The organism is Yoonia sp. R2331 (genome assembly GCF_041103235.1).
GTDB lineage: Bacteria > Pseudomonadota > Alphaproteobacteria > Rhodobacterales > Rhodobacteraceae > CANMYO01.
Genome location: NZ_JBGCUN010000001.1, coordinates 1,403,012 through 1,427,046, shown reverse-complemented (window position 1 = coordinate 1,427,046; position 24,035 = coordinate 1,403,012). Strand labels below are relative to the sequence as shown.

At 59.1% G+C, this 24,035-nt stretch carries 27 protein-coding genes and 1 tRNA gene; 11 read left to right on the top strand and 17 right to left on the bottom strand.

Features of this window, described 5'->3' with window-relative positions; all coding sequences use genetic code 11:
- Positions 1-3: 3 nt before the first annotated feature.
- From AB3Y40_RS07395 to AB3Y40_RS07385, 3 genes are all read left to right on the top strand, one after another.
- Positions 4-1,326 carry a GH1 family beta-glucosidase gene (locus AB3Y40_RS07395; RefSeq protein ID WP_459553989.1) on the top strand — a complete coding sequence of 441 codons (1,323 nt, stop codon included), beginning with the start codon at positions 4-6 and terminating at the stop codon, positions 1,324-1,326.
- A gap of 11 nt (positions 1,327-1,337) precedes the next feature.
- Positions 1,338-2,318, top strand: a complete 981-nt coding sequence (locus AB3Y40_RS07390; protein ID WP_369438150.1) for a glucokinase — start codon at positions 1,338-1,340, stop codon at positions 2,316-2,318.
- A 123-nt stretch (positions 2,319-2,441) separates the two neighbouring features.
- Positions 2,442-2,515, top strand: a tRNA-Gly gene (locus AB3Y40_RS07385).
- Positions 2,516-2,540: 25 nt separating this feature from the next.
- Here AB3Y40_RS07385 and AB3Y40_RS07380 read toward each other — a convergent pair.
- Complete coding sequence (locus tag AB3Y40_RS07380; protein ID WP_369438149.1) at positions 2,541-3,281, bottom strand: RNA methyltransferase; 741 nt, start codon at positions 3,279-3,281, stop codon at positions 2,541-2,543.
- A gap of 64 nt (positions 3,282-3,345) precedes the next feature.
- On the opposite strand from AB3Y40_RS07380, the gene AB3Y40_RS07375 reads away from it, so the two are divergent.
- Both AB3Y40_RS07375 and AB3Y40_RS07370 read left to right on the top strand, forming a co-directional pair.
- On the top strand, positions 3,346-3,675 hold the full coding sequence (locus tag AB3Y40_RS07375; protein ID WP_369438148.1) for a TfoX/Sxy family protein: 330 nt from the start codon (positions 3,346-3,348) through the stop codon (positions 3,673-3,675).
- Positions 3,676-3,731: 56 nt separating this feature from the next.
- The gene (locus AB3Y40_RS07370; protein WP_369438147.1) at positions 3,732-4,355 is read left to right on the top strand and encodes a thiamine phosphate synthase; all 624 of its coding nucleotides are present in this window, start codon (positions 3,732-3,734) and stop codon (positions 4,353-4,355) included.
- Here the strand turns inward: AB3Y40_RS07370 and olsA are convergent.
- The 3 genes from olsA to AB3Y40_RS07355 all read right to left on the bottom strand — a co-directional run bounded on the left by olsA (position 4,326) and on the right by AB3Y40_RS07355 (position 6,235).
- Complete coding sequence (gene olsA / locus AB3Y40_RS07365) at positions 4,326-5,159, bottom strand: lyso-ornithine lipid O-acyltransferase (protein ID WP_369438146.1); 834 nt, start codon at positions 5,157-5,159, stop codon at positions 4,326-4,328. The genes AB3Y40_RS07370 and olsA overlap by 30 nt on opposite strands.
- Positions 5,156-5,923 (bottom strand): GNAT family N-acetyltransferase, encoded by a 768-nt coding sequence (locus AB3Y40_RS07360; RefSeq protein WP_369438145.1) that lies wholly within the window; start codon positions 5,921-5,923, stop codon positions 5,156-5,158. Before AB3Y40_RS07360 ends, olsA begins: the two co-directional genes overlap by 4 nt.
- 120 nt (positions 5,924-6,043) lie before the next feature.
- A complete protein-coding gene (locus AB3Y40_RS07355; RefSeq protein ID WP_369438144.1) occupies positions 6,044-6,235 on the bottom strand; it encodes a DUF3553 domain-containing protein in 192 nt (63 codons plus the stop codon).
- A gap of 27 nt (positions 6,236-6,262) precedes the next feature.
- Here AB3Y40_RS07355 and AB3Y40_RS07350 point away from each other — a divergent pair, with 27 nt between their 5' ends.
- The gene (locus AB3Y40_RS07350; protein ID WP_369438143.1) at positions 6,263-6,853 is read left to right on the top strand and encodes a histidine phosphotransferase family protein; all 591 of its coding nucleotides are present in this window, start codon (positions 6,263-6,265) and stop codon (positions 6,851-6,853) included.
- Here the strand turns inward: AB3Y40_RS07350 and AB3Y40_RS07345 are convergent.
- The 8 genes from AB3Y40_RS07345 to AB3Y40_RS07310 all read right to left on the bottom strand — a co-directional run bounded on the left by AB3Y40_RS07345 (position 6,850) and on the right by AB3Y40_RS07310 (position 12,934).
- Positions 6,850-8,106, bottom strand: a complete 1,257-nt coding sequence (locus AB3Y40_RS07345) for a glutamate-5-semialdehyde dehydrogenase (protein ID WP_369438142.1) — start codon at positions 8,104-8,106, stop codon at positions 6,850-6,852. The genes AB3Y40_RS07350 and AB3Y40_RS07345 overlap by 4 nt on opposite strands.
- Complete coding sequence (gene proB / locus AB3Y40_RS07340) at positions 8,103-9,227, bottom strand: glutamate 5-kinase (RefSeq protein WP_369438141.1); 1,125 nt, start codon at positions 9,225-9,227, stop codon at positions 8,103-8,105. Before proB ends, AB3Y40_RS07345 begins: the two co-directional genes overlap by 4 nt.
- Positions 9,215-10,261 (bottom strand): GTPase ObgE, encoded by a 1,047-nt coding sequence (gene obgE / locus AB3Y40_RS07335; RefSeq protein WP_369438140.1) that lies wholly within the window; start codon positions 10,259-10,261, stop codon positions 9,215-9,217. Before obgE ends, proB begins: the two co-directional genes overlap by 13 nt.
- Before the next feature lie 30 nt (positions 10,262-10,291).
- The gene (locus AB3Y40_RS07330; protein WP_369438139.1) at positions 10,292-10,795 is read right to left on the bottom strand and encodes a GNAT family N-acetyltransferase; all 504 of its coding nucleotides are present in this window, start codon (positions 10,793-10,795) and stop codon (positions 10,292-10,294) included.
- Positions 10,788-11,324, bottom strand: coding sequence for a GNAT family N-acetyltransferase (locus tag AB3Y40_RS07325; protein WP_369438138.1), 537 nt, complete (start codon positions 11,322-11,324; stop codon positions 10,788-10,790). The genes AB3Y40_RS07330 and AB3Y40_RS07325 overlap by 8 nt, the downstream gene beginning before the upstream one ends.
- Complete coding sequence (locus AB3Y40_RS07320; protein ID WP_369438137.1) at positions 11,294-11,836, bottom strand: GNAT family N-acetyltransferase; 543 nt, start codon at positions 11,834-11,836, stop codon at positions 11,294-11,296. Before AB3Y40_RS07320 ends, AB3Y40_RS07325 begins: the two co-directional genes overlap by 31 nt.
- 120 nt (positions 11,837-11,956) lie before the next feature.
- Positions 11,957-12,226: a 50S ribosomal protein L27 gene (gene rpmA / locus AB3Y40_RS07315; RefSeq protein WP_369438136.1), complete on the bottom strand. Its 270-nt coding sequence runs from the start codon at positions 12,224-12,226 to the stop codon at positions 11,957-11,959.
- Positions 12,227-12,238: 12 nt separating this feature from the next.
- On the bottom strand, positions 12,239-12,934 hold the full coding sequence (locus tag AB3Y40_RS07310) for a 50S ribosomal protein L21 (RefSeq protein WP_369438135.1): 696 nt from the start codon (positions 12,932-12,934) through the stop codon (positions 12,239-12,241).
- Positions 12,935-13,110: 176 nt separating this feature from the next.
- On the opposite strand from AB3Y40_RS07310, the gene AB3Y40_RS07305 reads away from it, so the two are divergent.
- The 5 genes from AB3Y40_RS07305 (at position 13,111) to AB3Y40_RS07285 (ending at position 17,954) form a co-directional block, all read left to right on the top strand.
- On the top strand, positions 13,111-13,458 hold the full coding sequence (locus AB3Y40_RS07305) for a hypothetical protein (RefSeq protein ID WP_369438134.1): 348 nt from the start codon (positions 13,111-13,113) through the stop codon (positions 13,456-13,458).
- 66 nt (positions 13,459-13,524) lie between these two features.
- Complete coding sequence (locus tag AB3Y40_RS07300; RefSeq protein ID WP_369438133.1) at positions 13,525-14,262, top strand: class I SAM-dependent DNA methyltransferase; 738 nt, start codon at positions 13,525-13,527, stop codon at positions 14,260-14,262.
- Between the two features lie 43 nt (positions 14,263-14,305).
- Positions 14,306-14,650 carry a DUF4345 family protein gene (locus AB3Y40_RS07295; protein ID WP_369438132.1) on the top strand — a complete coding sequence of 115 codons (345 nt, stop codon included), beginning with the start codon at positions 14,306-14,308 and terminating at the stop codon, positions 14,648-14,650.
- Positions 14,651-14,692: 42 nt separating this feature from the next.
- Complete coding sequence (locus AB3Y40_RS07290; protein ID WP_369438131.1) at positions 14,693-17,164, top strand: penicillin acylase family protein; 2,472 nt, start codon at positions 14,693-14,695, stop codon at positions 17,162-17,164.
- A 31-nt stretch (positions 17,165-17,195) separates the two neighbouring features.
- A complete protein-coding gene (locus AB3Y40_RS07285) occupies positions 17,196-17,954 on the top strand; it encodes a GGDEF domain-containing protein (RefSeq protein WP_369438130.1) in 759 nt (252 codons plus the stop codon).
- A 67-nt stretch (positions 17,955-18,021) separates the two neighbouring features.
- Here the strand turns inward: AB3Y40_RS07285 and hflX are convergent, their stop codons facing one another.
- The 5 genes from hflX to ntrX form a co-directional block, all read right to left on the bottom strand.
- Entirely contained in the window at positions 18,022-19,314 is a 1,293-nt protein-coding gene (gene hflX, locus AB3Y40_RS07280; RefSeq protein ID WP_459553971.1) for a GTPase HflX, read from the bottom strand.
- Positions 19,315-19,316: 2 nt separating this feature from the next.
- Positions 19,317-19,550 carry an RNA chaperone Hfq gene (gene hfq / locus AB3Y40_RS07275; protein WP_072855560.1) on the bottom strand — a complete coding sequence of 78 codons (234 nt, stop codon included), beginning with the start codon at positions 19,548-19,550 and terminating at the stop codon, positions 19,317-19,319.
- 138 nt (positions 19,551-19,688) lie between these two features.
- Positions 19,689-21,212 carry a TrkH family potassium uptake protein gene (locus AB3Y40_RS07270; protein ID WP_459553970.1) on the bottom strand — a complete coding sequence of 508 codons (1,524 nt, stop codon included), beginning with the start codon at positions 21,210-21,212 and terminating at the stop codon, positions 19,689-19,691.
- Positions 21,212-22,588, bottom strand: coding sequence for a Trk system potassium transporter TrkA (gene trkA, locus AB3Y40_RS07265; protein WP_369438127.1), 1,377 nt, complete (start codon positions 22,586-22,588; stop codon positions 21,212-21,214). Before trkA ends, AB3Y40_RS07270 begins: the two co-directional genes overlap by 1 nt.
- 51 nt (positions 22,589-22,639) lie before the next feature.
- Positions 22,640-24,034, bottom strand: coding sequence for a nitrogen assimilation response regulator NtrX (gene ntrX / locus AB3Y40_RS07260; RefSeq protein ID WP_369438126.1), 1,395 nt, complete (start codon positions 24,032-24,034; stop codon positions 22,640-22,642).
- Between the last annotated feature and the right edge of the window lies 1 nt (position 24,035).

The following is a 24,035-nucleotide window of genomic DNA, read 5'->3' as shown; positions in this document are numbered from 1 at the left end:
CATATCATGCTCAAACGCTCCGACTTTCCCAAGGATTTCATTTTTGGGGCCGCCACGGCCGCGTATCAGATCGAGGGTCATAGTTTTGGCGGCGCGGGCCTGACCCATTGGGACACCTTTGCCGCAGGCCCCAACAACGTGGTGCGGGCAGAAGACGGTGCCGTGGCCTGTGATCATTATCACCGCTTCGAAAGTGACCTCGATCATCTGGTCGATGCGGGCATGGATGCTTACCGCTTTTCGACCAGTTGGGCGCGCGTGATGCCTGATGGTGTTACCGTGAACCCCGAGGGATTGGACTTCTACGATCGCTTGTCCGACGCTATTCTGGAACGGGGACTGAAACCTTTCCAGACACTCTATCACTGGGATCTGCCTGCAGCGCTTGCCGATCTCGGCGGGTGGGCGAACCCCGATATCGCGCATCGTTTTGGTGACTACGTGGATGTGATCACCGACCGGATCGGTGATCGCATGGCCTCGATTGCAACACTGAATGAACCCTGGTGCGTCGCTTACCTGTCGCATTTTCTGGGCCACCACGCACCGGGCTTGCGTGACATCCGCGCGGCATCCCGTGCGATGCATCACGTGATGAAGGCACACGGCGTCGGCATGACCCGGCTGCGCGCTAAAGGCATGAAGAATTGCGGCATCGTTCTGAACTTTGAATACCCGCAGGCCGCAGATGAAACGGCAGAGACCCTCGCCGCCACCAAACGGCAAGAAGCGATTTACAACCGCTGGTTCATTCAGGCCGCCACCCAAGGCACCTACCCTTCAGAGGCGCTCGAAGGTTTTGAACCCCACATGCCCGAAGGTTGGCAGGACGACATGGCAGAGATCAGCCAGCCTATGGATTTTTTGGGCGTCAATTACTACACCCGCACAAACATAAAGGCCGATCCGGACGCGCCATGGCCCCACGTCACGTCAGTGACAGGCACGCTGGACAAGACCCAGATGGGCTGGGAAATCTATCCTGACGGACTGCGCGATATCCTGCTGATGCTGAAAAAGGACTATGTTGGCGACCTGCCCGTTTTCATCACCGAAAACGGCATGGCATGGGACGATCACGTTGAAAACGGCGCGGTCTTTGACCCCCAGCGCAGCGCTTATATCGCAGGCCACTTGCAAGCGATGTATGATGCTGTATCCGCTGGGGTGAACTTGCAGGGCTTTTTCTACTGGTCGCTCCTCGACAATTACGAATGGGCCTTTGGCTATGAAAAGCGGTTCGGCCTGATCCATGTCGATTTCGAAACACAGACACGGACGCCCAAAGCGTCCTATCACGACCTCAAAGCCGCCATCGCGCGCTAAGGACACGCCTCATGCCAAAACACGCTGCCAACACCTTTAGCCTTGTTGCCGACATTGGCGGCACCAACACGCGGGTTGCCCTTGCCAAAGGACGCGACATCCTGACCGACACGATCCGCCGGTATCGCAACACCGATTTCCCGGGGCTGGAAAGCGTGATCCGACGTTATGTCGATGATGAAGGGGGTGTTGATGCGCGCGCGGCCTGTGTGGCAGTGGCAGGCCCTGTGCGGGATGGCCGGGCGTCAATGACGAACCTTGACTGGACAATCGACAAGACCACCCTTGCCCGCGCCACCGGGTCCGAGACCGTGGCAATCCTGAACGATCTTCAGGCCCAGGGCCATGCCCTTGGCCATCTGGCGCCGGAAAACATTCGCACGATCCTGACCGGGGTAGAAGCCAATGCAAATGCAGCCAAACTGGTAATTGGCGTCGGCACCGGGTTCAACGCAGCCCCGGTCTTTGATACCGACCACGGACGGCTGGTGACACCATCGGAAAGCGGTCACGCCAACTTGCCCATTCGCACCGCACAAGAGCTGCGCTTGTGCGAATTTGTGTCCAGCGCGCATGGCTTCCCAGCGATCGAGGATGTGCTGTCGGGCCGCGGCCTGGAGCGGGTTTATGCGTTTCTGGGGCAAGAGGAAAACGACCCGCGCGAGGCAGCGGCCGCAAACATCATGGCCGCCTGCGCCCAAGGCGACGATCCCCGTAGCGCCGAGGCTGCGCGTATCTTCACGCGCATCCTGGGCACGGTGGCGGGCAACCTGTCGCTGGTGCAATTGCCCTTCGGCGGTGTCTATCTGGCGGGGGGCGTCGCGCGCGCCTTTGCCCCACACCTGCAAACCTTCGGCTTTGGCGAAGCCTTCCGCGACAAAGGCCGCTTTGCGGGCTTCATGGGCAACTTCTCGGTCAGCGTGATCGAGGATGACTACGCCGCCCTCACCGGCTCTGCCGCGCATCTTGCCGCCATTCTGAAAGAGGCCTGATCGCGCCCAGTTGCACCTTGCCACGTCTTTCGGCTGGGTGTAGCTAGAACCAAATCACGGACCTGATTGTCTGCCTTGGTTGCCTTGTGACCTTCGGCAGTTCGATTGGCTCACGGTGATTGTGCGGGTATGGTGAAAAGGTATCACGAAAGCTTCCCAAGCTTCAGTTACGGGTTCGATTCCCGTTACCCGCTCCAAGACAAGCGCGCCGGCCCAAAGCCCCTACCCTTTGTCTTTCCACCGCACCATCTGCCGCATGATCCCGTGCAACATCTGCACATCCGCGCGCGTCAATGACATGCGCGACCACAGGTTGCGCAGGTTCATCTTCATGTTCGCGGCCTTGTGTTCGGGAAAGAAGAACCCAGCCCGATCCAGCGTGCTCTCATAATTCTCGGCCAGCTTCTCAATTTCGATCTGCGTAGCCCAATCGCCCTGCATCTGTGTGCGCTGCGCGGGTGTCTCAACCGTCGCGCGTTGCCATTCATAACCACACAGCAGCACACACTGCGCCAAGTTCAACGATGGAAAATCCGGGTTCACCGGGACAGAGATGATCGCATTGGCCCGCGCGATATCATCATTTTCCATGCCCGCGCGTTCGGGGCCAAACATCACCGCGACCTTCTGGCCCGCGGCAATGCGGTCACGCGCATCCGACAAAGCCGCCTGAGGCGTGAAGACGGGCTTGGTCAACTCCCGTGGGCGCGCGGTCGTGGCATAAACATAATCGCAATCCGCAACCGCTTCCGCCGTCGTGCCGTGCAACTGCGCTTCGTCCAGCAACCGCCCCGCGCCAGACGCCATGGCAACAGCGCTTTGATTGGGCCAGCCATCGCGCGGGGCAGCAATGCGCATCCGGTCCAGACCAAAGTTCCACATGGCACGCGCGGCGGCCCCGATATTTTCGCCCATTTGCGGGCGGATCAGCACAAAGGCAGGTTGTGGTGTGTCAGTAGGCATCAGGGATATCCGGTTGATTTCGCGCGTGATACGCTGGCCGTCACCATGACACAAGGAGGGGCGAATGGCCTATGATGCGGGATTGGCCGAGGTGCTGCGCAGCGACCTTGCCGAAGAGCCAGGGATCACTGAACGCAAGATGTTCGGTGGCCTTTGCTTTATGAAGAATGGCCATATGGTTTGCGGTGTGCATCAGGTCGGCGGCATGGCGCGCGTTGGCAAAGCGGCAGAGCCCGAGGCGCTGAAAATTCCCGGTGTGGCACCGCTGTCGTTTACCGGGCGCAAGATGGGCGGCATGGTTGACGTGGCCGAAACGACCTTTGCCGATGATGCCTTGCGGCATCAGGTTGTCACGATGGCACTGGCCTACGCCAGCAGCCTGCCTCCGAAGTAGCCAAGCGCAGAAATCCGGGCTAGATGGGGGCAATCTATCAAGAAGGCCCCGACACGATGTCCGATTCAGAGCTGCCGCAGATCTATCTGATCTCTCCACCAGAGTTTGATCTTTCCACGTACCCAGACCGGCTGGCGGCCTGCCTTGATCTAGTGCCCGTGGCCTGTGTACGACTTGCCCTTTCCAGCCGTGATGAAGACCGTATTGGCCGCGCCGCAGACGCGCTGCGCGAAATCACGCATCAACGCGATGTGGCGCTTGTGATCGACAGCCATTTTCGGCTGGTGGAACGGTTTGGCTTGGACGGTGTGCATTTGACCGACGGCGCCCGCTCCGTCCGGGCTGTGCGCAAAGAGCTGGGCGATGATGCAATTGTCGGCACCTTTTGCGGCAATTCGCGCCATGACGGCATGACCGCTGGCGAACTTTCCGCCGACTACGTGGCTTTTGGACCCGTGGGCAGCACGGATCTGGGCGGCATGCAGCAGGCCGAGCTTGAGCTGTTCGCCTGGTGGAGCCAGATGATCGAAATCCCCGTCGTTGCCGAAGGCGCGCTTACGCCCGAGTTGATCAAGGTACTCTCCACCACAACAGATTTCTTCGGCATTGGGGATGAGGTTTGGTCAAACGACGATGCCGCGGCCAAACTGTCAGAATTCCGCGTGCTGATGGGCGGTTAATCCACCCCGCACCTGACATTCCAGATGGCGCGCCAGCGCTTTGCGATCTGCAAAGTCACGCACTTGCACCGGCGTATGGTAGACGACACTGACATGTCCTTGCTGTCTTGCCGCAAGCGTCGACAACAGATGCGGCCCAAATTCCATGTCCCCCCACCAGCCGTAGAACCGTGGATCTGCATCCGGTGGCGCGGTGTATTTCACAGTCACCGCCTGAATTGCCATGATTTCGCGCAAGCTGGGTTCAAAGAAAGCTGCAAACAGTGTCGGTTTGAACGGTAAGACCTGCAAACCGTCGGTCGAGGTACCTTCGGGAAAAAACAGCAGCCGATGCCCGGCGGCCAGTCTATCGCGGAATACAGCAATCTGTGACGCAGCCTCGGTGCGTTCGCGGCGGATAAAGACGGTGCCAGTGGCGCGCGCCAGCCACCCGATCAGCGGCCATTGCGCCACCTCGGCCTTGGAGACAAAGTAGATCCGTTTTCCCGCATTCAGCGCAAAGATATCAAGCCAGCTGGAATGGTTGGCGACAACCGCGCCGGGGCCGGTCATCGGCACGCCTTTTAACTGGAAGCCGATCCCCAATATCCGAAACCCGTTGCGGCAGACAAACTGGGTGATGTGGGGCGTGATCGGACGGCGCAGGCCAAAGAACGGACGCTCAATCAACCGCAGCGTAAGCATCAAGATCAGGCCCCCACTCACCAACACGATCAACGGGATCGCACGCAAGACCGCTCGGAAAACGCCGCCCCACGTTGGCGCCAAATGCGGCGCGTGATCGTCGGACCGCCAGGTCGTCATAAGGCGCCATCCGCATACTGCGCCCGCAATCGGTCAGGCATCTGATTGACGTCCACCACCATGCAAACATCCGTGGTGTTGAACGCCTGATCGCGGTAAGCGCCATCACCCACCATGCCACCCAACCGCAGATACGCTTTGATCAGGGGTGGGATCGCGGCTACAGCTTCCTTGCGGTTTTTATCAGCCAAAGTCAGATCATCCTGTGGAACAGCGCCTGCCCCCTTTGCGACAGGGCGCAGCTTTGGCGGTGCCAAATAACTTTGGTGCAGATGCGCCAGCGCTGCCGCATGACGGCTGGCATCCGCGCCATGAAAAGACGCCACTCCAAACAGGATCTCAATCTTCTGCTGACGTACATGTGCCGCAAGCCCCTGCCATAGATGATGCATCGCGACCCCCCCGCGGTAGTCGGGATGCAAGCACGACCGACCAAGTTCCAGCAACTTGCGCCCGCCAGCCAAAAGCGGTGTCAGATCATATTCCGCCGCCGAGGAAAAGCCGCCCGCCGCATCAGCCTGCGCACGGTTCATTAGGCGATATACCCCAATCACCTGATCATCAGCGCGGCGCGTCAGATCGCGCAACAGCAAATGGTCGGCATGGGCGTCAAACGCATCCGTCTCTTGCCCGGCTGCGTGATCCACGCCGTCGGGGGTTCCGCCCAGCTCTGCCACAAAGACCTGATACCGTAGGCATTGTGCCGCCACGACATCCGTATCGCTGCAAGCCAACTGCAAATCAAATTGGGGGGAAACGGTCATTGCGTTTTGTGTTCGGGTCCGAAGGAACAGGGGCGGTTTAGGTGCACATTTACCATTTGGCAACCAAAAGCGCGGCAACATTGTGCGGGACATATTGACGTGCCCGCAGGTATTGCTACCTTAGGTTGTGTTGCTGCCGTGATAGGGGACCAGTATGATCAATGATCCATCAATGACAATTTTACCTGTTTCGCGGAAATTGACCGTGATCCGACCGCCAATATTTGACTGCACCTGTCCCACGCCCCAGTCCGGCTTGTTGGGGTGGGTGACCAGCATGCCGGGTTCCAGAATTGCGTTCAGATCAGACATCACAGCACCCCTTGGCAGGTCATTATGATGCGCCCTGATCTTGCAGCTCTCGTCGGATCGCGCATCTGTCATGACCTTATCAGCCCAATCGGTGCAATCAGCAATGGGGTAGAGCTTTTGGCGATGTCCGACGACAGCCCAAGCGCCGAAATGCAGTTGATCAGCGACAGCGTGGACAACGCCAGCGCCCGCATCCGGTTCTTTCGCATCGCCTATGGTGCGGCAACGGCGGATCAGTTCATCAGCCAGGGTGAAGTGACTGCGATTCTTGGGGCAATGGCGCGTGGTGGCCGGTTCACCTACGCATGGGAGGTCGCTGACGACCCTCGCCGGCTAGAGGTGCGGTTGGTCTTTCTGCTTTTGCAGTGCTTTGAAAGCGCCCTGCCCTTCGGCGGTGAAGTCGCCATCAGCAGCACCGGCACTGCCTGGAAGATTGAGGCCACGGGTCGCAAGATCAGCGCTGACCCTAGTCTTTGGGACGATCTGGGCACTGTCCGTGCCAGCGATGACATCGGACCGGCACAGGTGCATTTCGCATTGATGCCCGACGCGCTGAAAGAGGCGAACCGCAAGCTGACCGCAGATATTCAAAACGACCGTATCGTGGTGACGTTTTAGGCGCGCACTGTTCCGTCGCCGGTCACGAGGTATTTGAAACTGGTCAATTGCGTCGCCCCTACCGGGCCGCGCGCGTGCAGTTTGCCCGTCGCAATCCCGATCTCGGCCCCCATGCCAAACTCGCCCCCGTCAGCAAACTGGGTCGAGGCATTGCGCATCAGGATCGCACTGTCGAGGTTGCGGAAAAACGTATCGGCCACGGCATCATCCTCGGCCATGATCGCGTCGGTGTGGTTTGACCCGTATTGCCGGATATGCGCCACTGCGGCGTCCACCCCGTCGACCACCTTGGCGGCGATGATCATGTCCAGGAATTCATGGCCAAAGTCATCAGGGGTTGCGGCCACTGTCCCGGCCACCCCAGCCGCGCCTTCTGCGCGCACCTCAACACCGGCATCGATCAGATCGCGGATCAGCACATCGCCATGCGCATCCCAGAACGCCTGATCAATCAGCAGACATTCCGACGACCCACATATCCCGGTCCGGCGCGTCTTGGCGTTCAGCACAACAGCGCGTGATTTCTCCAGATCGGCAGAGCCGTCCACGTAGATATGGCAAATGCCTTCAAGGTGGGCAAAGACCGGCACACGGGCTTCCCGCTGGACCAGCCCAACCAGGCCTTTACCGCCGCGCGGCACGATAACGTCAATAAAATCAGTAGCTTGCAGCATGTCCTTTACAGCGGCTCGGTCGCGTGTCGGGACCAGCTGGATCGCCGCCTCGGGCAGGTCTGCGGCCCTGAGTCCCGCCACCAGACAAGCATGAATCGCTGTTGAGGTATGAAAACTTTCGGACCCGCCGCGCAAAATGACGGCATTGCCCGATTTCAGGCACAGCGCGCCCGCATCTGCCGTCACGTTGGGACGGCTTTCGTAGATCACGCCGATCACGCCAATCGGCGTGCGCACGCGTTTGATGTGCAGCCCCGTGGCTTGGGTCCATTCTTTGGTGACGGCCCCGATCGGATCCTCTTGCCCGGCCACATCGCGCAGCCCGTCGCAAATGCCCGTAATCCGCGCCTCGTCCAGCATCAACCGGTCCATCATCGCAGGCGAAAGCCCTTTGTCGCGACCAAAGTCCATGTCCTTGCCATTGGCCGCAATGATATCCGCGCGTGCAGCCCAGACCGCATCCGCTGCGGCGTTCAGCGCCTTGGTCTTTTGCTCTGGTGCTGCCGTGGCCAGCGCCGCAGAGGCCGCCTTGGCCGCCGCACCCATCGTGTTCATCAACTCAGGGGTCATATCGTTCATTGCCCATTCCTGTCTTGCAGCACCATATCGTCGCGGTGGATCAACGCCGCTCGCCCGGTATAGCCAAGGATATCTGTAATGTCAGCGGAGCGTTTGCCAGCGATCTGCGCAGCCTCGTCCCTCGTGTACCGTGTCAGCCCTTGTCCAATCGTTGTATTGTCAGGCCCCAGGATCGCCACAGCATCGCCCCGCTCAAACGCGCCATCGACCACCCGAACCCCTGCAGGCAGCAAACTGCGTCCGTCATGCAAGGCGGTAATCGCGCCCGCATCCACCGTCACCGATCCGCGCGGCTTCATTGCTGCGATCCAGCGTTTGCGCGCCGCCTGCGGTGTGACTTGCGCCGCAAACCACGTTGCATTCGCGCCATCTTCAAGCCTTTTCAATGGATTCAGGGGCGATCCTAATGTAATTGCCATGGCGCACCCTGCCTCTGTCGCGACACGGGCGGCCATGACTTTCGTCTTCATTCCGCCCTTGGACAAGCCTGAACCAGCATCGCCGGCCATCGCCATGATCTGCGGTGTAATCCCCGCCACCATTGGCAAGCGTTCGGCCTGCGCATCCTCGGCCGGATTCGCGGTATAAAGCCCATCAACATCCGACAAGAGAACAAGCTGATCTGCCGCAACAGTTACGGCCACCTGCGCGGCCAACCGGTCATTGTCGCCATAGCGAATTTCATCGGTGGCGATCGTGTCGTTTTCATTTACGATGGGTGTCACACCCAATCCCAGCAAGGTTTCCAAGGTCGCCCGACTGTTCAAATAACGGCGACGATTTTCGGAATCCTCAAGCGTGACAAGCACTTGCGCGGTGGTGATGCCGTGCGGTTCCAATGCTTCTTCGTAAGCCCGTGCAAGACGGATCTGCCCCACGGCCGCCGCCGCTTGCGATTGTTCCAATGCCAGCGCGTCGGCGCCCAATCCCAATGCGCTGCGCCCCAGTGCAATGGACCCGGACGATACGATGATAACATCTGTGCCACGTGCACGGATCGCGGCCACGTCAGCTGCCAGCGACTTGAGCCAATCGGCCCGCAAGGCTCCGTTGTCGCGGTCCACCAGCAAGGCAGACCCGATCTTGACCACAAGGCGCTTTGCGTCGTTCAGGGCTGCCACGGCGTCTCTTCCTCGGCCTCGTTTGCGGCCAGCTTGGCCCTGACCCGCGTATCATCAATGTGCCCGCGCAACGCGCGCAACACGTCGACAGTGCCCTCGGTGGTGGCCCCCGACATCAGCATCACAGGCCCATCAACAACTGCCTGCATCTCTTCCAGCAAAAACGCGCGTTCTTCTGCATCCAGCGCGTCAATCTTGTTCAGCACAGTCACACGCGGCTTGTCGGCCAAGGCCCCACCGTAGTTTTCCAACTCTTCGATGATGGTTTTGTAGTCCTGCATCGGATCGCCAGAGGTGCCATCGACCAGGTGCAACAGCACCGCACAACGTTCCACATGGCCCAGAAACATATCACCCAGGCCGCGCCCTTCGGACGCCCCCTCGATCAGACCAGGGATATCAGCCACGACGAATTCGACGTTATCGACACCAACAACCCCTAGGTTCGGGACCAGCGTGGTGAACGGATAATCTGCGATCTTGGGGCGGGCATTGGAAGTTGCGGCCAAAAAGGTCGACTTGCCCGCATTCGGCATTCCCAACAGGCCCACATCCGCAATCAGCTTTAGCCGCAGCCAGATCGTCCGTTCAACACCCTCTTGCCCCGGATTGGCGCGACGGGGTGCCTGATTGGTGGCCGATTTGAAGTGCAGGTTGCCCCAGCCCCCATTGCCACCTTTCGCCAGCAACACGCGCTGGCCAACCTCGGTAATGTCAGCAATCAAGGTCTCTTCGTCTTCGTCCAGAACCTCTGTGCCCACAGGGACGCGCAGCACAATGTCATCACCGGTCTTGCCGGTCATGCCCGATCCCATGCCGTGCTGGCCGGATTTGGCAAAGAAATGCTGCTGGTAGCGGAAATCAATCAGCGTGTTCAGGCTTTCGACCCCTTCCACCCAGACAGACCCACCATTGCCGCCGTCACCCCCATTGGGGCCACCGTACTCGATAAATTTCTCGCGCCGGAATGAGATACAACCAGCACCCCCACCGCCGGAGCGGATGTAGACTTTGGCAAGGTCGAGGAACTTCATGGTCTGGGCTTTCGATTGGTTAGGTGCCGCTTAAGCTAGTTGCTGGCGCTTCTCAAGCGTCTGCCAAGCAGCACGGGTCAAGCGACGCTGATGAACCAGCGTCGGCAGACCACGGGCGATAGAGCGGATATAGACAGTTTGCCAATGGACAAAACCCAGCCGTTCCAGCACCCGCGCTGAGGCCGGATTATCATGCCAAGTTGAGCCGGTGATGTGATCCCGGTCGCTGCCGGAAAAGGCTGTGGCAACGGCCTTGCGCGTCGCCCGGCCCATAACGCCTTGACCCTGATGATCGGGGTGTAGCGCATAGCCCAGATCGCCGCGCGTCACACTAATAGTGCCGATCAGCCGGTCATCACGGCAAATCGCCCAGACAAAGCCATCGCCGTCGTAAGGTTTGGACCGTTCGCGGATTTGTACCGGATCGGGCGGCCATTTCCAGCCGCCCAATTGGCGCACAACTTCCCAACGAGAGGCAAGCGCATATAGGTCGTCATAATCCGCAGGTCGGATAGAGCGATAGGTTTCAGACATTGCGGGCCTGCCAATCGGCGCGCGTCAACGCAACGCGTTGAATGTCGACCGTTTCTCCTCGCGCAGTGGTCACATCGCGATTGATATGCGTGTCCTGAAACCCAAGTTTGCGCAGAACAGCTGCGGAGGGCCGGTTGCCAAGGATATAGCCCGAGGTCAGTTCGTCGTGCTCTTGTGTGAAATACCAATCAATGGCGGCTGTGGCGACTTCTGTCATGATGCCCTGCCCGTGGTGCGCGGAGTCCAGCCAATAGCCGAGTTCCGAGACAACGCTGATTGCGCCCAAAAGCCCGTTACCCCCGTCGATCACCCAGACGACATGCTGGGTGTCGGGAATGAAACTGTTCAGAAACCAGTCAAAGTCACGCGGCTGATAGGGCCAAGGGACCATCGTCAGCCATCTGGTAACGTCATAGTCGTTCAGTACGCGCACCGCCGCATCGCGGTCACTGGGCGCGTAGGGACGCAGCGTGAAACGCGGCGTCGTCAGAATGGGCGTCAGAGGCCAGTTTTCAGCATGTAAGTCCATGTGGGCACCACCGCACTGCGCGCGATGCTGAAAGCTTCTGCATCGCCAAGGTAATCAAATCCGGAATTCGTCAAGACACGGGCAGAGCCCGGATTGTCCTGAAACGCTTCGGCAAAGTATTGCGCGGCACTATGCGGGTTGGCGGTCAGCAGGGTGCGTACGGCTTCGGTCGCAAATCCGACATTCCAGAACGCAGGCGCGATCCAGTAAAAGACTTCGGATTGCGCACGATCCATCTTGCGCAAGGAAATCAGGCCCAGAACCTCGGCGTGATCGCTGGCAGAGCCGTCAAGCACCCAGATATCCTCTGACCGGTCGGGCAGTTGCGCCCGCTTGATCATGTTCTCGATTGTGCCCGGCGGCAGCGGATGCGGGATAGAGGCCGTGGCCCGGGCAAGTTTCTCGTCCGAGGCATACATGGTCACAAGACCGGTGTCAGACAGGCGCAGCGGGCGCAGCACGAAGCGGTCAGCGACATAGCTGGGCTGGTCAGTCACGGTTTCATGCATCATGTCATTTCCTCCGAAGGCATTTGGTGCCGCGTCCTATTCCTAGATGGGAACGGGTCACCAAAAAGATAAGGGGACCGGTTTGCACCGATCCCCCTTTGAACGTGTTATCAGGTTTTCGGTTTACTCAGCGGCCTCCGCCACCGGCAGGACCGAAATAAAGGTGCGGCCTTTGAGGCCTTTGTGGAATTTCACAGCACCTTCGGCAGTTGCAAAGATTGTGTGGTCTTTGCCCATGCCAACGCCTGCGCCCGGCCACATCTTGGTGCCGCGCTGACGCATGATGATGTTGCCAGGAATGACAACTTCACCGCCGAATTTCTTGACGCCAAGGCGACGACCGGCTGAGTCGCGCCCGTTACGGGATGAGCCGCCTGCTTTTTTGTGTGCCATTGGTCTCTCTCCTTACTTCGCCAGTTCTTTGGCCTGAGCGATCCAGCCTTCACGCTCGATACGGCCTTTGAACGACAGTTTCTCGTCCATAGCAGCAACGTCCGCATCGGTCCATGCTGCGATTTGTGCAAATGTGGTCACACCAGCGGCGTGCAGCTTCTTCTCAAGCGCGGGGCCAACGCCCGACAACTGCTTAAGATCGTCAGCTGCGGCATCGGCCTTCGGTGCGGCCTTGGCCTTGGGGGCAGCTTTCGGCTTTTCGGCCTTGGGCTTTTCAGCTTTCGGGGCTTCCGCCTTCTTGGCCGCTTTCTTTGGTGCGGCTTTGGTGGCAACTGCCACAGCGGCGGCCGACACAGCCATGCCCTTGCCGGACACAGCAGCCTTCACGCCGGATTTGTCAGCACCCTTTTCCAAGATGTCGCCGATCCGCACCAGCGTCAGCTGCTGGCGGTGGCCTTTCTTGCGCTGCGAGCTGTGCTTACGACGACGCTTGACGAAGTTGATCGTCTTAGGGCCCTTGATCTGGTCGATCACGGTCGCCTGCACGCCAGCACCTGCCACTGTGGGGGTGCCCACGGTGTCGCCAACCATCAAAATATCGTTGAATTGGATTTGCTCACCCGCTTCAGCGTTGAGCTTTTCGACACGCAGAACGTCGCCAGAGGCCACTTTGTACTGCTTGCCGCCGGTTTTGAGAACCGCAAACATATCGTCTTCCTTTGTCTTTCGCGTCGGTCCGAGGCCGCCCCTTGGGGCCGTTTGGTGCCTGGCAACTGCGCGCCCGTAGGCGAATATCAGCATAAGCCCGGACAAGGTCCTTGCCCGGATGGCGGCTTATGTGACCGTATCGCGTTCAAGTCAACCCCGTTCGAAAGGCAAATCACATGCGCCGCGCGCTTTTGTCACTCACCGTCCTGGCCGCGTGCTCAGGCGACGCCAATCACATCGGTAATCCCCTTTTGCTGCCCATCACGGGGCTCTCTACGGCGGCAGAGAATGCGGCCTATAACCAGCGGCGCGGTCAGGTGGAAGTGATCGTAAAATCAAACTTCGACCAGATCCTGCAAGATATCCGCAATGGCGGTGGTCCTGTCCTGACCGAGGCGATGGATACCGCGCGCATCCCCGATGCCGACCGCCCTGCCCGCGTCTTGCAAATGCAGCGCGATCTGGGACTTTATCAAGCCAACCCCGGCGCCTTGGTTGTGGCACTGATGGTCTACGGCGGCTAACCCGCGCCTTGCACTCTTTGGCTGATCTGCGCTGAATGTCGCGGACAGGCTGTGAGGGAACAGATCATGCAAGACGATGGCTTTTTTGATGCAGAGGTGGCTGCCACCTATGATGCCGTACATGGCGCGCCGTCAGATGCCTCCATCCCGCAGGTTGTCGCGCGTCTGCACGAATTGGCCGCAGGCGGAGCAGCGCTGGAATTTGCGATCGGCACCGGACGCATTGCCTTGCCCCTGCAGACCGCAGGCACCAAGGTTGCCGGCATTGAACTTTCGCAGGCCATGGTCGCAGAGCTGCGCAAAAAAGAGATCGGCGCACCGATGGACATCGCCATCGGAGATATGACGACGACACAGGTCGCTGGTAACTTTGCCTTGGTCTTTCTGGTGTTCAACACCATCGACAACCTTACAACGCAGGACGCCCAGATCGCCTGCTTTCAAAATGCCTTTGATCACTTACAACCGGGCGGTTGCTTTGTCGTCGAAACGCTTGTGCCCCCCATCCAGAAACTGCCTGCGGGCCAAACGTTGCTCGCAAATGATTGCACGGATGCCCACTGGGGCATCGACGAATTTGACGTGGTCACGCAAACCTACACGTCGCATCACATCCGCCCGATTGACGGCCAAGATCGCCGCCTGTCAATTCCATTCCGCTATTGCTGGCCTGCGGAAATGGACGTCATGGCCAAAATGGCCGGTTTTGTGCCAGAGGTCCGGTGGGCCGATTGGGATATGTCGCCCTTCACCCGTGATAGCACAAGCCACGTCTCGGTCTGGCGCAAGTCGGGCGGCCACTGAACCAGCACGCCCGGCCAGACGTACCAACCAAAACGGAGAGGCAATGGACATCCTCAACATCATCTTCGCCCTGCTCAGCATCGGGCTTGGCTGCTTTGGCTGGCTGGCACCGGCCTATACGATGGGCGCGCTTGACCTGACGCCCGGTAAGACCAGCATGGGCGCCTCCGAAGTACGCGCCAGCGTCGGCGCATTATTCGTGGGATTGGGGGTTGGCGCGCTGATTATCGGATCAGCAGACGCCTATGCGATACTTGGCTTTGCTTGGGCCGGGGCCGCAATCGGGCGCGGCACCTCGCTGGTCCTTGATGGGCAAAGCACCAAGAAGTGGATCTATTTTGCGGTCGAGGCGGCAGTGGCCATTGGCGCGTTGTGGGTCAACCTCTGAACCGCTAAAAGAGCCTCCAAGTCGTGTGTAATGGGGGCCGCAATGGCGTTGATTTTTCGGTGGTTGTTGCGGATTACCTCTGGCCTGATCCTGCTGGGCGTCGCGGCCGTGCTGCTGGCATGGTATTTCGCCAGCCGGTCCTTGCCAGACTACGACGCGACCTATCAGATCGCAGAGATTTCCGCGCCGGTGGAAATTGTGCGCGACAACGCCAACGTGCCGCACATCTTCGGCAGCACCGACCGCGATGTCTTCTATGCTCTTGGCTATGCCCATGCCCAAGACCGGTTGTGGCAAATGACAATGCTGCGTCGCACGGCACAGGGGCGCCTGTCCGAACTCTTTGGCGCGCGCACCTTGCCGATCGACAGCGTTATTCGACGTTTTGACATCTACGGTGCCGCCGTCAAATCCGTCTCGGCACAAGACGCGCAGACCACAGGGGCACTGGATGCCTATGCCGCTGGCGTCAACGGTTGGCTGGCCGAAGTGAACAAAGGTGCGCTGGGACGCGGCGCGCCAGAGATGTGGCTGTTCAACCATCCCGTCGCGCCGTGGCAACCCGCGGACAGCATTGCAATCATCAAACTAATGGCCCTGCAACTGTCTTCGCATCTTGAACACGAAGTGATCCGCGCCCGCGCCTCTTTGATGCTGCCGCCTGAACGACTGGCCGATCTTTTGCCCGATGATCCTGGCATGGGCATTGCGGCCCTCCCTGAATATGCGCAACTGATCGACGGTGTCCCGCGCTATGCCGCCAACAGCCGCGCGCCCTTTGACCCGCTGTCCCCGATCAAACCGCGGGCGCTGGCCGGTGCCTCTAATGCTTGGACCGCTGGAGTGACCCGCTCTGCCGCGGGCGCAACCCTCTTGGCCAATGACCCGCATCTGGGGCTGACCGCACCCACGGTTTGGTATCTGGCCCGGCTTGAACTGGAAACAGGTGGTGTCATAGGCGGCACAATTCCAGGCGTCCCAATCGTGCTGACCGGGCGCAGCGCTGATCTGGGCTGGGGGATCACCAGCAGCTATCTGGACGATCAGGACGTCTTTATCGAAGAGCTCAACCCCGACAACCCGACCGAATACCGCACGCCCACGGGTTGGAAGCCGTTTGAGACCCGCGACAGCATTGTGGTGATTAAGGACAGCGCCGCCGTCACCTTGCAGCTGCGCTGGACTGACAACGGCCCAGTGATGCCCGGCGATCAATATGATCTGGGTGCGATCACCCCGCCCGGTCATGTGACTAGCATCGGGTGGACAGCACTTTCGCCTGCCGACACCACCATGTCCTCTGGTTTGGCTGTGATGCAGGCGCGCACCGTTGAAGCGGCGCGCGCGGCTGCCGCCGCCTATATTGCCCCAAGTCAGAACATGATCATGGCCGACCGCAACAGCATTGCAATGGTCACGATCGGGGCGATGCCCAAGCGGGACATCAATCACCAAAGCCAAGGCCGTCTGCCCGCCTATGGCTACTTGCCGGAAAACCGCTGGCAAGGGATGCTGCCCTCTGACACCAACCCAAGCATCCTAGACCCCGAAGGCGGCATCATCGGGAACACAAACAACAAAAGCATCGACCGCCCCTTCCCTGAACACGTCTCATTTGAATGGGGCGACACCCAACGCATCAACCGTTGGCGGCGACTGATGCAAGCGCGCGAGGTTCATACCCGCGAAAGCTTTATCGAAGCACAGCTGGACACTGTCAGCTTTACAGCCCGCGCTCTGCTGCCGCTGATCGGGGCCGACCTTTGGTTCACAGGCGAAGCCGCACCCGATGGCACCCCCGAACGCCGCCGACAGATCGCGCTCGAACTTTTGGCGAACTGGAATGGTGAGATGAACGAGCATCTGCCGGAGCCGCTGATCTATGCCGCCTGGGTGCGGCAGCTGCAGGCCCGGCTGATCCGTGACGAGATGGGGCCGCTGGCGGCCGAATTTACCCATGTGGAGCCGATTTTTATCGAACGGGTGTTCCGCGATGTCGACGGCGCCAGCATCTGGTGCGATGTACTGCAATCGGCCCCGTTGGAAACCTGCACTGATATTGCCCGGCTGGCACTGGACGATGCGCTTGTCTGGATTGATGAAACCTACGGCGGCACCGTCGAAGCATTGCGGTGGGGTCAGGCCCATCAGGCCATTCAGGACCATCCTGTGCTGGGTGAGGTGCCGGTGTTGAACTGGTTTGTGAACATCCGCCAGTCGACCAGCGGTGGCGACAATACACTGCAAAGGGGCCGCACATCAGGCACTGGACCAGAACCGTTTCAGAATGTGCATGCTGCGGGCTATCGTGGTGTCTATGACTTTGCCGATCCCGATAGCAGCGTATTTGTCACTGCAACCGGACAATCGGGCCATTTCCTAAGCCGCTACTATGATAATCTAGGAGAGCTCTGGCGTCGTGGCGAATATATCCCGATGTCACTTGATCCCGAACTGGCCCGTGCCGCAGCGCTAGGGGTTACGACATTGCAACCGCTGAATGCCGGAAACTAATACTTAACGTTTTTGCCATTTAGTCCCCCGCATGGTGCTGCGTCTGATATTTAACGGGCTATTGATGCTGTTGTCTGTGCGGACCCGGCGCCAGCTTCTCTATAAACCAGCCATTACTTTTCTATTGGTCTACGCTTTGCGCTTTACCGCCGAAGCCGCTGTCTCAGGCATCAACCCCGATCGTATCGCCGATGAATTGGTCATTACTGCGATTGTCGCTGCGCCTTTCCTGATGATCGGGATGTGGATCGTTTCGCATATGGAATCCCTGCATGACCGTCTGGCGGCCCTTGCCGCCACCGACGTTTTGACTGAATTGCCCAACCGGCGTGCCTTCATGGCCGAATTGGAAGAAGCTATTCACCAAGGTTCCTTGGGACATCTCCTACTCTTGGATGCGGACCATTTCAAACGGGTGAATGACACTCACGGCCACGCGGCCGGCGACGCCTGCCTGGTGCGGATCGCCGCGCAAATGCGTGTGATCCTCGATCAGTCCACGGCACTTGGTCGATTGGGTGGTGAAGAATTCGGCGCGCTGATCCCGCCATTGAGCTCTGCAGACATGCATTCCCTTGGCATTCGCTTGTCAGCGCCCATTTCCGTCGTGGCACCGGATAGCGGCGACACATTTGACGTAACATTGTCCATTGGCGCCGCCCAATTGCGGGGCGGCGAGACTAGCAGCACCCTTTTTGAACGTGCCGACAAGGCACTTTACGCCGCCAAGTCGTCCGGTCGCGCGCGCATGGTGCTGGAATCCGATACCCCAACCCCTTTCGCCGCTTGAACCTTTGCACCTCTATCAACACCCGACAGTTCGGTAGGTTCTGGGCATGTTGACTCAACCGCCGTCGCTACTGGCCTGTCGTGACTAATAGTTTAGCAAAGCGTTCTTTCTGAAGCTTGGTCCAATAGACAGTCAGCGCATAACCTGCGTCGGTCTGCGTTTCTCCAATAACCACACCTTGTTCAAACAGCCAGGCGCGTGCGCGCCCTTCTTCAAATCCCAGTGCAATATCTTCATGGGTCCGTGGGTCCTTTGTCGCATCTGCAATGCCTGCCGCCAAAGCGGCCTGCCCTTCACCGGTCATTGCGGAAATCGCAAAAAGGTTGTCCGTCCGCGCCGCCGTTTCCACGACGCCAGCGCGGTCTTCAACGGACAGCTGATCGATCTTGTTCCAGACCTCGATCACCGGCGCATTCTCAGCTACCCCCAACGACGAGAGGATCGCATGAACATCCTGTGCCTGTTCCTCTGATTGAGGATGGCTAATGTCGCGCACATGCACAATTAGGTTGGCATCAAGCACTTCTTCCAAGGTTGCCCGGAATGCGGCGACAAGCTCGGTCGGCAGATCCGAGATAAAACCAACTGTGTCGGACATGATCACCTCATCCCCGGTCTCCAGCAGGATCTTGCGCATCGTAGGGTCAAGCGTGGCAAAAAGCATGTCCTTGGCAAAAACCTCTGCCCCGGTCAGCCGGTTAAACAATGTTGATTTACCGGCGTTGGTGTAGCCCACAAGGGCCACAATTGGGAACGGCACTTTGGCGCGGCCCGCCCGGTGCAGCGTTCTTGTCTTCACAACCTTGTCCAACTGCTTGCGCAAGGCGTTCAACTGCATGTCGATGGCGCGGCGGTCGGCCTCGATCTGCGTCTCTCCGGGTCCGCCCACAAATCCCAATCCGCCACGCTGACGTTCAAGGTGGGTCCAGGCGCGCACCAGCCGCGTACGCTGATAGGTCAATGCCGCCATTTCAACCTGCAACACACCTTCGGCGGTGCGGGCCCGGTCGCTGAAGATTTCCAAAATCAGTGACGTCCGATCAAGGATCTTGAGGTTCCATTCCTGTTCCAAATTGCGCTGTTGCACCGGGCTGACAGGACCATCAATCAGCACCAGCTCCACGTCCTCGGCCTTGAACCGGGCGGCCAGCTCTTCAATTTTGCCTTTCCCGAATAACTTACCCGGGTGGATGCGTGGCAGGCGCACCACATCCTGACCCAGCACAACCAGATCCGGCAGGGCAGCAGCCAGCGACACACCTTCGGCCAAGGCCGCGTCCGGGTCGCGCGCATCTTGATCGGATTTTACAGTCGGGTGCAGCACCCAAGCCCGCGTGACGGGCTTGTCGTGTTCAAGCAAAGCTATTCTTCGCCTTCATACAGGCTGATCGGCTGCGAGGGCATGATCGTGGAAATCGCAGACTTATAGACCAGTTGGGACTGACCATCGCGGCGCAGCAGCACACAGAAACTGTCAAACCAGGTGATCACACCCTGTAGTTTGACACCGTTGACCAAAAAAATGGTCACCGGGACTTTGGTCTTGCGTACATGATTCAGGAATGCGTCCTGCAGGTTGGCTTTATCTGACGCCATGTCAAAAGTCCTTTTCTTCTTTTTGCGCTCCTTAGGAGCGGCTTCTTATTCTTGCGGCTGCCGATCAGCCGACCCCCAATATTACAGATGACCAGTATGTCGCGCCGGCCACGGATGTGAAAGCCCAAATATGCGGCGCTATTTCCGCCAGATTTCGGGATTAAAAAGTGCAATGATTGCCAGCGTTTCCAATCTGCCCAACACCATTGCCGCAGCAAGGATCGCCTTGGCAAGATCGGGAATGCCCGAATAGGCAATCGGGTTTTCAGCCGCGATGCTGGCCAACGGCCCCGTCGTGGACAAGGCCGCCACCGCCAGCACCATCGTTGTTTCAAACTGCACGCCAGTCAACGACAGCAACACCATCACGGCCGCCACGCTGATCGCAAACAGCATGAAAAACACCCAAGATATATAGGCCCCTTGCTTGCGCACGCGCCGCGCCTCTGCTCCGCCGCCACCGACGGATGATGGATGCAACAGGCGTTCCAACTCGCGCTCGCTATGGCGATAAAGCGCGTAGACCCGCAGCAGCTTGACCCCACCCGCCGTCGTCGCCACACCGCCGCCGATCAATGCAAGCCCCACCAGAAAAAGGCCGGGCGTATCCAACCCTGACCATTGTGCAGCACCCAGCCAATGGCGCGATTCAAACCCCGTGGTTGTCAGGAATGACGTCACCGTAAACACCGTCCCCCAAAGCGCCTCAAACGCACCGGGTTGCGCGATCGCTGTTTCCTCATCAATCGAGCCCAGAAAATGCCGTCCGTAAAGCAGCGCTGTTGAGCCAAGGATCAAGGCAATCGCCACTTGAACCTCTGGGTCGCGGATCAATTTACCATCGCGGTCCAGCCCATTGGCGGGCGAAAACGTCAGGCGCGAGATTGCGAAGACAAAGAATGCAAAGATCAGCACCTCTCCCCAGATGCCAGAGGCCGCAAAATAGAACCCGCCGATAGGTGAAATGCCCGATGTCGACAGCACCGCCATGGCATGGCACAGCGCAATGTAAGGCACCTCGCCCAGCATCACCAAGCCAAGCCAAAGTGCCGCCGTCAGTGCTGTGTAGATCGGGGTCAGTTGCAGCGCAAAACGGGTCAGCCGCTCTGATGGGTCGATGGCATGGCCAAATTGGCTGAAGACGCCCCCGGCCCCGCGCCCGACGCCGCCTTTTGCGCGCACTTCAAACCCCCCAAGGTTCATCGGTGCAAAAATCGCCACCGCTGTCACCCAGACCAGCAATCCACCCAGCCAACCAACGGTCGCGCGCCACAGGTGTTGCGACGGCGTCAGCCGCCCCGATCCGTCATAAACCGTCGCACCCGTGGTGGTGAAGCTGGACACCATTTCAAACCAGGCATCCAGATAACTGGTATTCCCCACTGCCTCGTAAAACGGGATTGCAAATAAGACCGGCAAGCCCGCAAAGGACCCGATAAGGGTGATCAACTGACTGCGTGCGACAGACCGGGGCGCATAACCTGCCGTCGCCAGACCCAAAACCAGGGTCAGGAAACCGAACAGGATGGTGCCATAAAAGAAGACCCGCATCGTCTGGTAGTCTTCCATCACCAGCCCATGCACCGCAGGTACCAGCATGGCCAGCGCACCCAGCCCCATCAGCAGCACAAAAAACGGCAGGTCTGTCAGGCGCGCCATCATCAGAAAAAGTCGATGGTGACCTGCAAGAGCCGTTCAACCTCTGGCACGTCGTCGGCCATTGCAAAAATGGCGATCACGTCGCCTTCATTGATGCGGGTATCGCCTTTGGGTTTCACAAGGCCCTTGGGGGTCATCAAGCTCCCCACCAGCGTCCCTTCGGGGAAGTTGATATCGCGGATTTTCTGGCCCGCAATCGGGGACGTGCCCAAAACCTGCGCCTCAATCACCTCGGCCTCGGCATCGCCGATGGAATAGACACCGCGCACACGACCGTGCCGCACATGGCGCAGGATCGATGACACCGTTGTGGCGCGCGGGTTGATATAGGCATCAATATCCAGCGGCCCCATCAGCGGCACCAACGTGGGGTCATTGATCAAAGTGATCGCCATCGGCGCCCCCATCCCCTTGGCCCGAACAGAGGCCAGAAGGTTGGTCTTGTCGTCATTGGTCAGCGCCAGAATAGCATCGGCGTTCCCGACCCCGGCCTCTTCTAACAACGCGGAATCCAATCCGTCACCGTTAAGAACTATGGTCCGGTCCAGCGCGTCAGCGGCATCCTCGGCGCATTGGCGGCCCTTTTCGATGACCCGCACCCGCAACCGATCTGTCCGCGCTTCAAGCGCCTGTGCAACTGCAAGGCCCACATTGCCGCCGCCGATAATCACAATGCGTTCCTGCTTGCGCTGGGTCTTGCCAAAGATTTCCAGCGACCGGTTCATGTCCTCTGTCTCGGTGAACAAATAGACCTCATCACCGGCAAAAATCTGATCATTCGCCGCTGGCACGAAAAGCACCCCCTCGCGCCGAATGCCAACCACAATCGCGCGCAGGGTCGAAAACAGGTCGGTCAACTGCCGCAATGGCGTGTTGATCACCGGGCAATCATCCTCGATCGTGATCCCCAAAAGCTGGGCGCGGCCCTCTAGAAAACTCTCTGTGTCAAACGCTGCAGGTGCCGCAAGTCGCTGCAGTGCCGCTTCGGCCACCTCTTTTTCGGGGCTGATCACCACATCAATCGGCAAATGGTCGCGGCGATAGAGGTCCGAATAGATCGCATCAAGATAACTTTGCGCCCGCAGGCGTGCGATCTTGCGCCGCACGGCAAAGATCGAATGGGCCACCTGGCAGGTGACCATGTTGACCTCATCGGAATGGGTCGCGGCGATGATCATATCCGCGTCCCGCGCCCCTGCCCGTTCAAGGATATCGGGATAGCTCGCGTGGCCCGCGATCCCCTGCACATCAAGGCTGTCGGTGGCGCGGCGCACAAGTTCGGGGTTGTTGTCGACGACGGTGACGTCGTTCTTTTCACCCGAAAGATGCCGCGCGATTTGCCAGCCGACCTGACCTGCGCCGCAAATAATGACCTTCATCGCAAAACTCCCGTTGCGGTGAACCTGTCAAAACGTGCCTGCGGGCGCGTGTCAATCACCTTCCACATAGGCCACGCGTGCGCCAGCCTTATTCGTGGTGGCCACACCCAGCGACTTCAGCTTGCGATGCAATGCCGATCGTTCCATGCCCACAAAGGACGCGGTGCGGCTGATATTGCCGCCAAACCGGTTGATCTGGGTCAGCAGGTACTCGCGTTCGAACAACTCACGCGCCTCGCGCAGTGGCAATGTCGCAAGCCCACCAGACAAGACAATCCGGCCTTCCTCTGCGCCTGCTTCTTCGCTTGCCGGTAGCTCTTTGGCGCTAATGTCCCCGGTATTTTCCCCAAGGATCAGAACACGTTCCACGACGTTCTTCAACTGACGCACATTGCCGGGCCACAGCATCGTCTGCAACAAGGCGCGCGCGTCTTCGGCCAGCGCGCGCAGCGGCAAGCCTTGGCTCTTGTTGAACATCCCGATGAAATGCTCGGCCAAAAGCGGAATATCCTCGCGTCGTTCTTCCAGGCTGGGCACATGGATCGGGACAACGTTCAGTCGATGATACAATTCTTCACGAAACGTGCCTGCCGCTATTTCGGTCGGCAAATCGCGGTTTGTGGAAGAAACGACCCGCAAATCGACTTGCACCTTGTCGCTGCCGCCCACGCGGTTGAAGGTCTGATCAACCAACACCCGCAGGATTTTTGACTGCGTTCCCAAAGGCATATCCGCGATTTCGTCAAAGTAGATGACACCGCCATTGGCCTGTTCCAACAGACCCTTTTCAATCCCGCCCGCTGATTGCCGCCCAAATAGAACCTCTTCCATCCGGTCAGGTTCAATACTGGCCGAGGAAACCGTCACAAAAGGCGCACCAGACCGGTTCGATTGCGCGTGAATGTAGCGCGCAGCGATCTCTTTGCCGGCGCCTGCCGGGCCGGTCAACATAACCCGGCCATTGGATTTGGTGACCTTGTCCAGCTGTGCTTTCAGCGCGCGGAACGCAGCACTATCGCCCAACATCTCAGCCGTCGCCGTTTCGCCCCGTTTAAGTTCCACGTTCTCGCGACGCAGGCGGCTGGTTTCCATTGCACGTCGGATCACGACCATCAACTGATCGATATTGAACGGTTTTTCGATAAAATCGTAAGCACCCTGCTTGATCGCGGCGACTGCAATTTCAATGTTGCCGTGGCCCGAGATGATGACAATCGGAATGTCGGGATGTTCACGCTTCACTGTCTTGAGGATATCGATCCCATCCATCCCGCTGTCCTTCAGCCAAATATCCAGGATCATCAGCGCTGGGGGCTCTGATGCGATTTCCTTCATGCACTGATCGGAATTCGCCGCCAGCCGCGTGGTGTACCCTTCGTCCTTGAGAATGTCCGAGATCAGCTCTCGAATATCGCGTTCATCGTCGGTGATCAGAATATCGCCCATG

Excerpts from the sequence above, each read along its gene's own strand:
- AB3Y40_RS07390 (WP_369438150.1), top strand. The coding sequence starts at position 1,338 with ATGCCAAAACACGCTGCCAACACCTTTAGCCTTGTTGCCGACATTGGC.
- AB3Y40_RS07380 (WP_369438149.1), bottom strand. The coding sequence starts at position 3,281 with ATGCCTACTGACACACCACAACCTGCCTTTGTGCTGATCCGCCCGCAA.
- AB3Y40_RS07375 (WP_369438148.1), top strand. The coding sequence starts at position 3,346 with ATGGCCTATGATGCGGGATTGGCCGAGGTGCTGCGCAGCGACCTTGCC.
- AB3Y40_RS07370 (WP_369438147.1), top strand. The coding sequence starts at position 3,732 with ATGTCCGATTCAGAGCTGCCGCAGATCTATCTGATCTCTCCACCAGAG.
- olsA (WP_369438146.1), bottom strand. The coding sequence starts at position 5,159 with ATGACGACCTGGCGGTCCGACGATCACGCGCCGCATTTGGCGCCAACG.
- AB3Y40_RS07360 (WP_369438145.1), bottom strand. The coding sequence starts at position 5,923 with ATGACCGTTTCCCCCCAATTTGATTTGCAGTTGGCTTGCAGCGATACG.
- AB3Y40_RS07355 (WP_369438144.1), bottom strand. The coding sequence starts at position 6,235 with ATGTCTGATCTGAACGCAATTCTGGAACCCGGCATGCTGGTCACCCAC.
- AB3Y40_RS07350 (WP_369438143.1), top strand. The coding sequence starts at position 6,263 with ATGCGCCCTGATCTTGCAGCTCTCGTCGGATCGCGCATCTGTCATGAC.
- AB3Y40_RS07345 (WP_369438142.1), bottom strand. The coding sequence starts at position 8,106 with ATGAACGATATGACCCCTGAGTTGATGAACACGATGGGTGCGGCGGCC.
- obgE (WP_369438140.1), bottom strand. The coding sequence starts at position 10,261 with ATGAAGTTCCTCGACCTTGCCAAAGTCTACATCCGCTCCGGCGGTGGG.
- AB3Y40_RS07330 (WP_369438139.1), bottom strand. The coding sequence starts at position 10,795 with ATGTCTGAAACCTATCGCTCTATCCGACCTGCGGATTATGACGACCTA.
- AB3Y40_RS07325 (WP_369438138.1), bottom strand. The coding sequence starts at position 11,324 with ATGGACTTACATGCTGAAAACTGGCCTCTGACGCCCATTCTGACGACG.
- AB3Y40_RS07320 (WP_369438137.1), bottom strand. The coding sequence starts at position 11,836 with ATGATGCATGAAACCGTGACTGACCAGCCCAGCTATGTCGCTGACCGC.
- rpmA (WP_369438136.1), bottom strand. The coding sequence starts at position 12,226 with ATGGCACACAAAAAAGCAGGCGGCTCATCCCGTAACGGGCGCGACTCA.
- AB3Y40_RS07310 (WP_369438135.1), bottom strand. The coding sequence starts at position 12,934 with ATGTTTGCGGTTCTCAAAACCGGCGGCAAGCAGTACAAAGTGGCCTCT.
- AB3Y40_RS07305 (WP_369438134.1), top strand. The coding sequence starts at position 13,111 with ATGCGCCGCGCGCTTTTGTCACTCACCGTCCTGGCCGCGTGCTCAGGC.
- AB3Y40_RS07300 (WP_369438133.1), top strand. The coding sequence starts at position 13,525 with ATGCAAGACGATGGCTTTTTTGATGCAGAGGTGGCTGCCACCTATGAT.
- AB3Y40_RS07295 (WP_369438132.1), top strand. The coding sequence starts at position 14,306 with ATGGACATCCTCAACATCATCTTCGCCCTGCTCAGCATCGGGCTTGGC.
- AB3Y40_RS07290 (WP_369438131.1), top strand. The coding sequence starts at position 14,693 with ATGGCGTTGATTTTTCGGTGGTTGTTGCGGATTACCTCTGGCCTGATC.
- AB3Y40_RS07285 (WP_369438130.1), top strand. The coding sequence starts at position 17,196 with ATGGTGCTGCGTCTGATATTTAACGGGCTATTGATGCTGTTGTCTGTG.
- hfq (WP_072855560.1), bottom strand. The coding sequence starts at position 19,550 with ATGGCGTCAGATAAAGCCAACCTGCAGGACGCATTCCTGAATCATGTA.
- AB3Y40_RS07270 (WP_459553970.1), bottom strand. The coding sequence starts at position 21,212 with ATGATGGCGCGCCTGACAGACCTGCCGTTTTTTGTGCTGCTGATGGGG.
- trkA (WP_369438127.1), bottom strand. The coding sequence starts at position 22,588 with ATGAAGGTCATTATTTGCGGCGCAGGTCAGGTCGGCTGGCAAATCGCG.
- ntrX (WP_369438126.1), bottom strand. The coding sequence starts at position 24,034 with ATGGGCGATATTCTGATCACCGACGATGAACGCGATATTCGAGAGCTG.